At 57.5% G+C, this 12,689-nt stretch carries 10 protein-coding genes; 1 reads left to right on the top strand and 9 read right to left on the bottom strand.

Annotated elements, in window-relative coordinates; all coding sequences use genetic code 11:
• The first annotated feature begins 208 nt into the window (after positions 1 to 208).
• Positions 209 to 1,630: a hypothetical protein gene (locus OVA03_RS11260; protein WP_267524611.1), complete on the top strand. Its 1,422-nt coding sequence runs from the start codon at positions 209 to 211 to the stop codon at positions 1,628 to 1,630.
• Between the two features lie 24 nt (positions 1,631 to 1,654).
• On the opposite strand, the gene OVA03_RS11255 is transcribed toward OVA03_RS11260, so the two are convergent.
• From OVA03_RS11255 to OVA03_RS11215, 9 genes are all read right to left on the bottom strand, one after another.
• On the bottom strand, positions 1,655 to 3,325 hold the full coding sequence (locus OVA03_RS11255; RefSeq protein ID WP_267524609.1) for a GMC oxidoreductase: 1,671 nt from the start codon (positions 3,323 to 3,325) through the stop codon (positions 1,655 to 1,657).
• Positions 3,322 to 4,659, bottom strand: coding sequence for an NAD-dependent epimerase/dehydratase family protein (locus tag OVA03_RS11250; protein ID WP_267524606.1), 1,338 nt, complete (start codon positions 4,657 to 4,659; stop codon positions 3,322 to 3,324). Before OVA03_RS11250 ends, OVA03_RS11255 begins: the two co-directional genes overlap by 4 nt.
• A 26-nt stretch (positions 4,660 to 4,685) precedes the next feature.
• Positions 4,686 to 6,401, bottom strand: a complete 1,716-nt coding sequence (locus tag OVA03_RS11245; protein ID WP_267524605.1) for a hypothetical protein — start codon at positions 6,399 to 6,401, stop codon at positions 4,686 to 4,688.
• Between the two features lie 3 nt (positions 6,402 to 6,404).
• Positions 6,405 to 7,409 carry a glycosyltransferase family 2 protein gene (locus tag OVA03_RS11240; protein WP_267524603.1) on the bottom strand — a complete coding sequence of 335 codons (1,005 nt, stop codon included), beginning with the start codon at positions 7,407 to 7,409 and terminating at the stop codon, positions 6,405 to 6,407.
• Between the two features lie 132 nt (positions 7,410 to 7,541).
• A complete protein-coding gene (locus tag OVA03_RS11235; protein ID WP_267524601.1) occupies positions 7,542 to 8,291 on the bottom strand; it encodes an SDR family NAD(P)-dependent oxidoreductase in 750 nt (249 codons plus the stop codon).
• 2 nt (positions 8,292 to 8,293) lie between these two features.
• Complete coding sequence (locus OVA03_RS11230) at positions 8,294 to 9,586, bottom strand: class I adenylate-forming enzyme family protein (RefSeq protein WP_267524599.1); 1,293 nt, start codon at positions 9,584 to 9,586, stop codon at positions 8,294 to 8,296.
• Between the two features lie 4 nt (positions 9,587 to 9,590).
• On the bottom strand, positions 9,591 to 9,836 hold the full coding sequence (locus tag OVA03_RS11225) for an acyl carrier protein (RefSeq protein ID WP_189484929.1): 246 nt from the start codon (positions 9,834 to 9,836) through the stop codon (positions 9,591 to 9,593).
• A gap of 10 nt (positions 9,837 to 9,846) precedes the next feature.
• Positions 9,847 to 10,920, bottom strand: coding sequence for a hypothetical protein (locus OVA03_RS11220; protein WP_267524596.1), 1,074 nt, complete (start codon positions 10,918 to 10,920; stop codon positions 9,847 to 9,849).
• Positions 10,920 to 12,389: an MBOAT family O-acyltransferase gene (locus OVA03_RS11215; protein ID WP_267524594.1), complete on the bottom strand. Its 1,470-nt coding sequence runs from the start codon at positions 12,387 to 12,389 to the stop codon at positions 10,920 to 10,922. Before OVA03_RS11215 ends, OVA03_RS11220 begins: the two co-directional genes overlap by 1 nt.
• Positions 12,390 to 12,689 lie beyond the last annotated feature (300 nt).

Below are 12,689 nucleotides of genomic sequence, written 5' to 3'. Positions count from 1 at the left end.
AAGTCAACGGCTTACACTCTGGGGGTTGAGCTATGCAATTTCAGTGGCATGACCGTCACACCTCACCAATATTGCAAACTATTCGATGTTGGAGAACCTTGTTCTTACAGCGTGGTTTATGCTTTATTAATTATTTAGGTGCGGCGCAGCATAAGCACTGGGTACGAGCGTAGTAGATTTTAAAAGCCATAAAAACGAAAGCCTTGTGATGACCTTTGCCCTCAAAGATATTCTTCGTCTGCCGGAACGGGCGATTGAACTTCAGGGCACGCTTGCCCGACACAATACGGGTGAACGCGTTAAACTGGATCGGCTGGATACCGCCATCGCGGCAGCCCTGGGGATTTGCGGTCTGATGGTGTCTTTGTGGGGCTTCAACCAGCTTGGGATGACCCTGGAAGACACGCGCGGACTTGATTTGTGGTTCCAGGGCGATATCTACCGCGTCACTCAGAACATGACCGATGCTGGCAGCGAACATTATCGTACCACAGTGCATCCGGCGGCCTCGATCCTGATTTCGCCCTTTGGCATCATCCTTACCAAGCTGGGCATGGCACCCTATGAGGCGGCTAGAAACATTATCCTGCTGTTTTCAGCCCTAAGCCTTGGGCTGATGTATGTCGCGCTGAGGTTACTGGCCATGCCCAGGGCGGTCTCGGCTTTGTTTGTCGGCGTCATGGCCTCCAGCGGCACGTTCATTCACTGGAACAGCGTCATCGAGCAGAGCCTGCCGTCGCAGATAACCATCATTCTGGCGCTGGTCCTGCTGGCCTATGGCCGCACAAAATCGCATATCTGGTGGATACTGATGAGTGCGGGCACGCTCAGCATCACGATCACAAGCTGGATGTTCGGGCTGATCGTGACCTTGGCGCGCTGGCCGATGCGGCCGGAAGGCGAGGTGGCCCCGCAGAGCAAGTTTTCCCTAAAAGCTTGTGTTGCCTATTGGATGAAGTCGCCCGTGATCCGTATCTCAGCCCTAGCACTGGGGATTATTTTTGTGCTGGCGGTGGTGCAGTTTTTCACCTTTAACGATGCCGGGCTGTTCTTTGATCCGCGCATTGTGAAAACCGAAGCCTATTTCGTGCAGCCGGTCGCAGGCGCCGCAGGCCGGCCGGGCTGGACGCCGTGGGAAAACCTTCAGTCGCTCTATATCACCACCCAGATTTCTCCGGCCCCCTATCTGCAGGTCATGGAGGTCTCGCAGTGGGTCAAAAAAGAATATTACATCATCAATAATCAACATTCGGGCTTTAGCCACACCGTGCCGGGCATAGCCGCGACCGTGGCGTGGGTCGTGCTGCTGGCGCTCGGCATCTGGGGGGCGATTGTCCATCAGCGCCTGCGTCCGGTGGCGATTGCGGTTGCGCTGATGATCGTGGCGGAGGGGGTACTGCATGTGCTGTACGGCGAACTGACGTTTCTCTATGCACCCTATGTCTTGCCGCCCCTGATCATACTGGCGGCCTTGTCGTGGTTCAGCCCGCACCGGCTTAAGGCGCTGGCTCTGGCGGCGGTGGTCATGGTGTGCGGCGGCATTAACAATGTCGGTCAGTTCACCACGGCGGTCGATATTGCCAAACAGACCGTGGCGGGTAATCCCCCAAAGATCGACCCGCCTTACTAAGGATATTATGTTGCGGGATGTGCTTTAAGCCAGCGCTTCGTGCATGATGCGTGTGGCGTTGGCCATCAGGGTAAAGGTCAGGTTCTTGGCAGGCAGGGACGTAAAGGTCGAACCGTCCGCCACAATCAGGTTCTCAAAGGGCCGCAACCGACCGGCGCGATCAGTCGTGAAGTCGCCGCCGTCACTCAGCATCGGCATCACACCGGCATAGTGCACGCTGGCCCCCATCGGGCGCAGCCGCGTCATCGGTGGCGGGGCGAAACAACCCATATCCATCAGGAAGTTGCGGAACTTTGGCACCACCCGCTTGATACGATCAGCTTCATCCGCCGACGGGGTATAGGTGATCACCAGCCGATGTTTGCCATCTTTACCCGGCTCCAGCGACACGGTGTTATCCACTCTACGGGTATCAGCGAAGTTGATATTGACCAGCCCCAGCGCGCCATGAATATTGCGGAAAATCCCAGTCGCAGTGCGCATTCCGACGGGTAAGGACTGCGCCACCGGATGAATAAGCGCAGTGGTCAGCGTCGTCATCAGCCCATGCACATAGTCATGGGGATGATCCATAGGCGCACCGATGGCGAGCTGATTATACTGATAGCTGTTGTCATCAAACGGTGAGCCGACCCGCGCCAGATTGATGAACGGCATCAGCACCTGACGATTATCCATCAGGCCCGATAGGGCTACGTCCTGCCCTGTGTGGTGTAGTGACTGCAACAGTATGCGTGCGCTGCCGATCGTGCCCGCCGCCAGCACCAAAGTCTCAACGGGCAGGGTAAGGGTTTCACCATCCTCAAGACGATGGGCCACGATCTGTTTCACACGGCCACCATCGTCAAATTCAAACCGGTCGACGCGCACACCGGGCACATAGGTAAAGCCCGGTTGTCGGCGCAGATGCTCCAGCGTGACCGACGGCGTATAGATCGACTGGGTCGGGCAGCCCCACAGGCACCGACCGCAGCGCGAACAGGCGGGACGGCCGTCATGATCCTGAGACAGGGAGGCGATACGGGCACGGCCCAGATACATATTGTGTTTGGCGGTCAGCTTGGCGCGTTTGGCCGAATAGGTCGCCAACAGATGCTGCGAGTGCTCATCCATCGGGATCGGCGTTTGCAAGGCGTCGTGGGTCGGCATGAAGGCCGACAGGTCATCATCGGTGACCCCGCTGACACCGATGCGGCGCGCAACCTCGCTATAGGCCGGCTCCATATCTGACCAGCCAATGGGGAATGCCTCAAGCTCGCCATCCGTGAACGGATAGGACCCGGCTGTCCAGGCCTGCGCCAATCCGCCACCGGCATAGGACGACAAGGGCGCAATCCCGGCGACCTTTTGATCGGCACCGATGACATCCCGCAGGACGTATTCTTTTGATGGCGGAAAGCCGTAATATTCGCTGCCGTTTGAGGGCAGTATCAGGGATGAGTAGTCCTCGCCCAGAAAATAGGATACAGGGTCTTCGAGGTCGGTTTTCAGGCCATTGAGCGATGTGCCGGGCAGGGCCGGTTCAGGGCCGGTAACGCCGATATCGATCAGGGTCACGGTGCGACCTTTCTCTAGCGCAGTCTGGGCGGCATGGACAGCAGAGGCCCCGCCGCCGATGATGACGAGGCTTTGTTTTGTCGCTCTTTCTGATCTATCAAATGATTCCATTTGATAGGAAAACGCTCTATCGCTCATGACCGCGCTCCCTTACCCTTACGGCCCAAAATCAGCTTGGCCGGAATGAAGATCAGCGCCCCCAGCACCACCCCAAAGGCCGCTTCGATCCCGCGCAAAACCATGAATGGCCAGGCCATGCCCTTCGGGTCAGGGGCATCCAGTTCATGAAAACTGGGCGGGGCCGATTCCAGCAGAGCCATGGTCAGCACCAGCTTGGCGCGCACGACCGATTGCCGCCCCAACAGGCCGGTGAAACTGTCGGTCAGCCACACCCCAAACGCGCCGGAACGCGCGACCTTGAGCAGCAGGCCCTCAAAAGCGCCAATGGGCTCCAGCGGATGGCGGCGGTGGAAATCGATATATTTGCCTTCCTGATAGGCCGTGCCACCGATCCGGGTCAGGTGGCGGGCGAACAGGTAAAACTCCTTGCCCAGTGCTGAATCGGAGTTCGTATGGGCGCCTTTGGGCGGAACGATCCGCGCATCCAGCGCCTGCGGGGCGGGCAGATATTTGGCCATCAGCGGATGCGGACTGGCGACCGCATCATTGGCAAAGGCCGCTAACTGACCGCTGGTGAACGGCAGGAATTTGAATAACAGGCCCTCAACCGCCGCCAGCGATGCGCGCATGACCGCCAGCGGCAGATGCACAAATTTCGCGGGTTTTTCGGCGTGGTTAAGGGTGCGCAGCTTGGTCAGCAGGCCATGCATATCAAAGGTTTCCGCACCCCCGACTTCGATGGTGGCACCATTGGCATCGTCTGCAAAAGCCAGTTGCGCCAACAAACCGGCCACGTCATCTGAGACCACCGGCTGCACCCGGCTCAGGCCATCGCCAAACACGGGGGTGACAGGCAGGCCCGCCAGCTTTGACAGATTGGCCTGCACGGCTGAATCCGGCCCGAAAATCATGGTCGGGCGAATAATGGTCCAGCTTAGCGGCGCGGCCGATACCAGCGCTTCGGCGGCATTGCGCGAGTCGGCATAGACATAGTGCTTACGATCGGTGAATTTGGCGGCAATGCTGGAGATATAGATGAAGCGCGCCACCCCGGCGGTGACCGCTGCATTAACTAGGGTACGGGTGGCTTCGACGTTTTCGCGCATATAATCTGCCGGTCTCGCCTTACCGGCAAGGCCGGCACAGTCGATGACGATCTCATAGCCGTTGAGGGCATGGGCGTAGTTTTGCGGTTCCAGCAGATCTGACCTGATCCAGACCACGCCTTTGGGGGCATCCTGCGGGCGGACATTGCGATCGATGCCAAGCACTACATGACCGGCGTTTGCCAGTAAGGCGCACAACCGGCTGCCAACCTGACCCGCAGCACCCGCGACCACAATTTTACGCACCTTGAATAGCCTCTTTCAAAATCAGATTACCAGATCGGCAGCGGTTGAATATAGGTGAAGTTTTGCATGGTCAAAATCACACGATAGAAATTCCACAGAATGGTCACGACCATAAAGGCGCTAAACGCCTGCTGCCAGCGCCCTTTGAGTGAGGCCCAGTAAACGGCGGTCAGCATCACAAGCGCCGGGACAAAGTGGGCAAAATGCTTGGTCTGACGCCAGTCAACCAGACTAAAGCCAATCGCGCCGATGGCAAACCACAGCACCAGAAACCCAACGCCCTGGCGGATGCGCCGCCCGCCGTAGATGAGCGCCAGACCAAAGGCGATCATGGTCAGCCAGCCATAGTGGGTAGTGAACTGCATCCACAGCTCACCGGCGGACGGGTAAACCCAGTCGCTATGGGCAACGACCTGATCCTCAGCCGCCTTAAGCCGCCCGATCAGATGATCATAGATATGCTCTTCGTAAAAGTCGCGGGGATCAACGGCAAAGCCGTAGGCGATAAACGCCATCCAGCCGACGAGAAACCCCAGACAGATGCCAAGCCCGGCCCGCACGTCAGTACGCGCTATAACCTTTTGCCACGCCCCTTTGATGCCGTCGCTAAACAGGCCCTTTAGCCCGCCGTCCATAAGGAAACGCAAACCGACATGCACCGGTGTGGCCATGGGCAAAAGCGCACCCTTCTGATCGGAGATTGACGACATGAATGACGCCCAGAAACCCCGGCGGCGATCGCTGTCAACCGGATCGGTCACATTCGGGCCGTGGGTGAACAGGCCGGTGGCGCGCAGATAGAAATAGGCGCTGCACACCAGCCAGAAATTACTGATCGCCATATAGCCGCCGTAGCTGGAGCGAACATAGATTTCCGGGAAGGTCGCGTAAAATACCCCGGCCCCGGCCGCGGCAATCAGCGATCCCGACAGGCGATGGACCAGAAAGCCAAGCGGGAAAATGATCAGAAAACTCAGGAAAATATTGGGTGTGCGCGTCGCCAGCAGCAGAGGTGTTGCATTAAACTGCACAAACGACTGATCCCAGGCCGCCTTACGATCAAAGGCCGGGTCTTTGGCAGCGACGGAGGCGTCATAATAATATTTGAAGCCGTCGATCTGGTCTTCAAACAGAGCCCCTTCGCCGATCCAGAAATGCAGCATCAGCGGGTGGGCCAGATAGAACCGTGTGCCGCGATTGGTGACCATGTTGGGCGTGCCGTCATTGATCATGCCATAGGCGGTCGCCTGAAGCTCCATGTCCTGATCTTCGAGCTGCGGCACGAACTTGGTCGCCCCCATGAACGATTGCAGGTAAAACAGGGCCGCCACTGCCAGCAGAACGGCGGGCAAGGGCTTGACGATCTCGGTCAGGTCGAACCACTGACGCTTAGTGCCAAACCACAGGCCCGCATTGACGATGAGGGCAAGACCGACCACGAACGCGATGCGGCTGGTTGGGCCCGGCAGGGGCATCAGCAACAACCACACGGCGGCTGAGGCCAGAATAGAAATGATAACGACCCGAAACAAAAGGACGACAAAATCACGCTCGCGCATGTCCGACCAGGCCAGACCGGGCAGGATCATCATCATCAGACCCGCAAAAAACGGCTGAAAAACTTCCGGCAGGACTTTGAGGCTAAAAAGCCCAAGCACCAGCGGCAGATTGAACGCCAGTACACGGATAATCAGGGCGGTGGGCACGGATTTGGGTGTCACGGGGGTCAGGTCAGAGGTCACAATCTATCTCCGGCCGTGTTCGGCAAAGGCTGCCATCGAGGCAGGCGTTTCAAGGTCGTTGGTGATGGTCTCAGCGGAACTGGCGACTTCCTGCACGATATAGACGGGGCGGGGTTTAATCTCGTTGAAGATACGGCCGAGATATTCGCCTAAAATCCCGATACAGATTAACTGCACGCCCCCTAAGAACAGCATGGCGACCATCATGGTGGCCCAGCCTTCGACCGTGATGCCAAAGGCCCACTGCACGAACACGGACGCAAGGTAAAGAAACGCCAGCGCCGACGCGCCGTAGCCCATCCAGGTCGCGACCTTAAGTGGGGTATTGGAAAACGAGGTAATGCCGTCAAAGGCAAATTTCAGCATTTTCTTGAGCGGGTACTTGGTTTCCCCGGCAAAGCGTTCATCGCGGTCATAGAGGACGAAGGTCTGCGGGAAGCCGACCCAACTCACCAGCCCGCGAATGAAGCGGTCTTTTTCACGCATGGCCCGCAGTTCATTGGCCACCCGGGCAGAGATCAGGCGGAAATCACCGACATCCTGCGGGATGTCGATATTGGAAAGCGAGCGCAGCAAGCGGTAAAAAATTGCTGCGGTCCACAGCTTGAACCTGGTCTCACCTTCGCGGCGGGCGCGTTTAGCATAGACCACGTCAAAGCCGTCGCGCCATTTTGTGATCATCTCGTGGATCAGTTCAGGCGGGTCCTGCAGGTCGGCATCGATAAAGACTATGGCGTCGCCGCATGCGTGATCAAGGCCGGCGGTAATGGCGATCTGGTGGCCGAAATTACGCGAAAACTTGACGACCTTGACGCGCGGATTGGTGGCCGCAAATTCGCTCATGATCTTAAAACTGTCATCACGGCTGCCGTCATCGACATAGATCATTTCATAATCCAGCCCATCGAGGCTTTCCATGACGGCCTGAGCGCGCGCATGAAACGCCTGAATACCTTCCGCTTCGTTATAAGCGGGGGTCACCAGAGACAGCAAAGGTTTGCGCGTCATGTCACTTGCTCCGTATTGGGTTGCGGCCATGACGCGGTGCAACACCTGTGCCATATGAACCTTTGAAGATCAGGCAAGAACCTGATCCAACCTCACGCCACTCAAACTCATAAAACTCTGAAAAATAGTGCTTTAGGTACTAATGCCACCATCGATGATCAGGGTCTGACCCGTGATCATGCGCGCCCCATCGCTCAGGAAAAAGCGTACGGCGTTTAGGATATCATCCTCATCAGCCAGCCGCCCCAGCGGCGTGCGGCCCACAATCTGCTTGAGCTGTGATGGGCTAAGGGTCGATGACATTTCAGTCGCCACATAGCCGGGGGCGACGCTGTTGACCGTGATTTGACGCCTACCCAGTTCGCGCGCCAGAGCCCGACTAAACCCATCGACACCCGCCTTGGAGGCCGAATAGGCCGACAGACCATTATAGCCACGCGTGCCGATGATCGAGGAAATATTGATGATCCGCCCGCCCTGGTTCTCGGATGGCTTTTGCGCCAGCATGACCTTGGAGGCGGCGCGCGCCATCTGAATGGTGCCGAGCAGATTGATCTTTATGATCCGCTCGCTCTCGACATTGGGGAAGGAGGCCAGAATCCCGGCCTGAGCGACACCGGCATTGTTGACCAGACCCCACAGGCCATCCTCGCCCGCCCATGCGACGGCGGCTTCGACAAAGGCATCAACCTGATCGGCTTCACCGACTTCGCAGGCCTGCCAGAAGAAGTATTGACCATATTCGGGATGGGCCTCAAGGCGGGCAATATTGTCGGTTTTCTTGCGACTACAGGTCGAGACGCGATAACCGTCGGCCAGAAGACCTTCGATCATCACCGCGCCCAAACCGCGGCTGCCGCCGGTGACAATAACGTGACGCATAACTATCCCTTTTTATTGGCAGCCGAGACCGCGATCTTATCGACAAAATTAAGTGATCTGGGCACCGAATAGGCGGGCAGGGCTTCGCGGCAGGCGGTCAGGATCGCCTTACGGGCAGCCTTTTCATCGGCCCCGGCCTCAAGCACCACATCGGCCGCGACCAGCGCGCCGGTGACCGGATTGGGCTGACCATAGACGCGGGCCTCAACCACCCCATCCTGTTTCAGGATCAGGGCCTCAACCGGCAAAGGGTAGACCTTTGAGCCGCCGACATTGATGGTATTGTCATCACGGCCCAGCACCTTAACGCGGTCTCCGGCCAGTTCGACCAGATCGGCGGTGGCGAGCCAGCCATCATCCAGCAGCGGTTGTGACGCCGCTGACAGGTAACCCGACATCATATGGGGGGTCTTGATTTGCAGGAAGCCGTCCTTGATACGAAGGGCCACGCCGGAGGGTGCAGCCTCAAGCCATGCCGCCGGAAAGCCTTCAAGGCCGTCGTGAACCGCATAGACCACGCCCGCTTCAGTTGAGGCATAGGTGTGGGTGACGCGGGTGTCGGGGAAGGCTTTACGGATACGGTCAAGCGTCGCCTGATCCGCCGCTTCGCCGCCCAGGGTAATCTGTTGAAGGCTTAATTGCGTGGGATCAGCGACCATCAGGAACGACCGCCAAAAGGTCGGCGTGCCGGAAATATGGGTGCCGTTCCAGTGGCGGCTAACGTGATAGAATCCGCCGATAGTGCGCTCGGACGGTGTGATCAGCAGACCGCCCCACAGAGCCGCGGTCAATGACACTTGAATACCGGCAAAGCCGGTCGGCTGATAGGTCAGCACCCAGCGCCCGCCCTGATCGGGACGGCGCTTGACGCCGGCCTTGGCCTTGGCCAGCAGGCTTTGCAGGGAGTGGCCAGCGACCTTGGGCATACCCGTCGTACCCGACGTCATCATATAGATGCGGCTCTCAGATGGCGATGGCGTGGCGGTGCGCCAGTCCCGCTCTCCGTTCAGCACCAGCCCAATGCCGTGTTCGGCGCAGATGGCCTCTATACGGTCCTCGGCAATCGTGGTGTGGGCGATGAACAGATCCGCCCCCGCCCGGTCGCAGGCATCGATCGCTTCAAGGATCAGGGCGGAATCGTCACTGCGCACCAGAACGCGGGAAATCCCGCGCTCGGTAATGGCCGCCGACAGGTCATCGGCGCGTGCCCGGATATCGCCGCGGGTGAACAGGGCTTCGCCCCGCGCCACCAGCGGCGTGTCGTCTCCGGGTATGAGATCCAGCCCCATCCGCATGTGATTAACGCACGTAAAGCTTGGTCAGCTCACCGACCGTCTTGAACTCAATGAAGCCCTTGGCGAATGGATCAAAACCGATCTTCTTTTCCAGCTCGGACACGAGGGTAGCCAGATCAAGCGAGTCGATACCGAGCTCATCACCCAGAACTTCGGTGGCAGGGGTGATTTCCGGCACGTCGAGGCCCTTATCGTCCAGGGTCTGGCTGATGATTTCAACGATGGCGGCGTAGATTTGGTCTTCGGTCATAGGATACTCCTTAGTTTGGTTTAGAACAGGTGGCCGCGTCTTTGAGCGTGGTGCGCAGATCGCCCACCACTTGCTGGACGCGGAGGTGACGGGTTTCGGCCTTGAGGTGATAGACCGTGTCGAAAAACAGCGATTCATCGAACACATAATCCGACGGCGGGCGCGGGGCCTTGACGGCATCAGGGCCGGTGGTCAGCGCCGTATGAACGCTGTCGATCTGGGTTTTGTTGGCGGCGTAATAATGGCGCATGGTCGGGGTGTAGGACATGACCACATGCACGCCCTTGGCCTCCATCGCCTTGGCATAGGCCTTGATGGCGGGCACAACCGTGGGGTCGATGCCGGTGTTGTACAGTTTGGTGCCCTCTTCGATGTCGCCGGTCCAGGTCACACCCTTATGGCCCACCAGGTCGCCGGTCGGGGCAAAGCTTTCAAAGGATTCAACCTCAATCAGCGTATCCAGCAGGTCGTCGCCGGCCTTATCGTCTTGGGGTTTGAACAATTCACCGCGTGCCGCCTGATTGCCGATGCGCAACAGCTTGGATTGAGCCACGAACGGGATGGCCGAGACGGCCTCACCGATTTGTTGTGGCGTAAGATAAGTAATAGCGGCAGGGTTGGTCTTGACGATGGCGTAAAGATCCTTGCCCGACCCTTCGATCGGCTTGCCAAAACTGTCCCATTCAAAGGCGATGACGATGATGTCGCCGGGCTTCACATCGTCAGCCACTTCGCGCATCAGATAACGCACGCCGAAATAGCCGTTAAGGCCCATATTGACCGTCGGACAGCCGGTTTCGCGCTCAATCAGGGTTGAATCCATACCGTAGGACAGGTTCGATCCGCCGACCAGAACAATCTTCTTACCCGGCAGGGTCGATAGGCGGTCGTGCTTCAACAGGGTCGCGCGGGCATAGTCATTATCATCGGGGATGCCCAACACCACCGCCATTAGGGTGGCGACGGACGCTGCACCCAATAGCGCCAGACGGCCTAGCAGACTAAGTGCACCCTTGGGCTTTGCGGCCATCTCTGGCAGCGCCGCGTCACCTTCATTTGGTTTTGGCGTTTCGCTGTCCATCATCAGAACCTGAAATAGATGAATTTTTGGTCGAGGTTGTAATAGGCCCCCAGAATGACGACAGCGACCGTGGCGGCATAGACCAGACCCCAGCGCTGCCATGACGGCAGAGCGCGGTAGATAGTGCCGACCTTGGCATGATCCTTATACCATTCCGGAGCCATGACCACGATGATGCCGAGGATCGCCAGCGCCATTTCGGCCAGCTTACCATCGATCACAGAACGGATGCCGCCCGCAAAACTACCCCAGCCGGTGTGCATATGGGTGATGATATAGCCGGCATCGGCCAGCGAGTCTGAGCGGAAGAATATATAGGCAAAGCAGACCAGGAAGAATGTCACGCCGATTTTGAGCGCGCGGTAGGTCTTGGGGCGCTTGGTCAGGCCGGAGTTTTTGGCAAACTTGTTCCACGGCTTTTGCGCCAGCAATGACACGACCACATAGGTGCCGTGCAGCGCGCCCCAGACGATGAACGTCCAGTTGGCGCCGTGCCAGAAACCCGATACCACAAAGGTCAGCATCATCCCGGCCAGCATCAGATTATACATCTTAAGCCCGGTCCAGCGGCTGCGCGAAAACGGCGTATAGACGTAGTCGTTAAGCCATGAGCTCAAAGATATATGCCAGCGCTTCCAGAAGTCCTGAATGGAAACCGCAAAATAGGGGCGATTGAAGTTTGGCAGCAGCTTGATCCCAAACACCATGGCGGCACCGAGCGCGATATCGGTATAGCCGCTGAAATCAAAATAAAGCTGAAAGGCATAGAGCCAGGTTGCAAACACCATGGCCACGCCGTCAAAGGCATGGGGATCATCATAGACACGGTTGACGAACGGCGCGATCCGGTCAGCGACCACGACTTTTTTGAACGCGCCCCACAGCATCAGTTGCAGGCCCGCGGTCATTAAGGCGTAGTCAAAGCCTGTGAGGGGGCTGCGCAGTTGCGGCAGCAGGTTCTTGCCGCGCTCAATGGGGCCCGCGATCATTTTGGGGAAGAAGAACACAAAGGTGCCAAACACCCATGGATCGCGCTCGGCTTTGTCACCTCTGAAGGTGTCGATCAGATAACCGATCATCAGGAAGGTGTAGAACGAAATCCCAAGCGGCAGGATGATGTTCAGAACCGGGACATCATAGGACGCCCCAAACCAGCCAAACAGGCCGCGCAAAGTTTCATTGAAGAACGAGGTATACTTAAAACCGACCAGATTGAGCACCAACAGCACAATGGCGATGGTCAGGATCATCTGCTTTCGGGGCTTATCCTCGGCCTTTTCTATCGCGAGTGCGAAATAGTAGACGAGGGTTGCTGCCACCAGCAAATGCACAAGAAACAAAGGCCCTGACCAGCCATAAAATACCAGACTGGCGATCAGCAAAAGGGGTAGGCGCAGACGCTGTGGCATCAGCATGTAGCTGACCACAGTCGCTATAAAAAAGACAATAAATTCAATTGAATTGAACAGCACTTGTCAGTCAGCCCGCTTTAAAAATTACCTGTAAAATCCATACTCCGGCATCACCAGAAACGGGACGAAAAACCCGCCGGTGCGAAACGCTGAGCAAGGACCATGCCTAAACTCCGCGAGTGTCTGGATAATACCCCAAAATAATATACGCCAACTTTCAGGCGGTCTGACGGGATTCTGCAAATAATAGATAATTAAGCATAAATTACACTTGCCCGTCGCAATCCTGCCCATCGGTCACCCAATATGACACCTTAACGTCAAATAACAGCGTTGGGAAGAGCGAACACGGACAAATGT

It is taken from the genome of Asticcacaulis sp. SL142 (assembly GCF_026625745.1).
GTDB lineage: Bacteria > Pseudomonadota > Alphaproteobacteria > Caulobacterales > Caulobacteraceae > Asticcacaulis.
This window is presented reverse-complemented; position numbering and strand designations above follow the sequence as displayed.

Coding starts and splice junctions, on each gene's coding strand:
- OVA03_RS11235 (WP_267524601.1), bottom strand. CDS start 8,291: ATGCGTCACGTTATTGTCACCGGCGGCAGCCGCGGTTTGGGCGCGGTG.
- OVA03_RS11255 (WP_267524609.1), bottom strand. CDS start 3,325: ATGAGCGATAGAGCGTTTTCCTATCAAATGGAATCATTTGATAGATCA.
- OVA03_RS11240 (WP_267524603.1), bottom strand. CDS start 7,409: ATGACGCGCAAACCTTTGCTGTCTCTGGTGACCCCCGCTTATAACGAA.
- OVA03_RS11225 (WP_189484929.1), bottom strand. CDS start 9,836: ATGACCGAAGACCAAATCTACGCCGCCATCGTTGAAATCATCAGCCAG.
- OVA03_RS11220 (WP_267524596.1), bottom strand. CDS start 10,920: ATGATGGACAGCGAAACGCCAAAACCAAATGAAGGTGACGCGGCGCTG.
- OVA03_RS11230 (WP_267524599.1), bottom strand. CDS start 9,586: ATGCGGATGGGGCTGGATCTCATACCCGGAGACGACACGCCGCTGGTG.
- OVA03_RS11260 (WP_267524611.1), top strand. CDS start 209: ATGACCTTTGCCCTCAAAGATATTCTTCGTCTGCCGGAACGGGCGATT.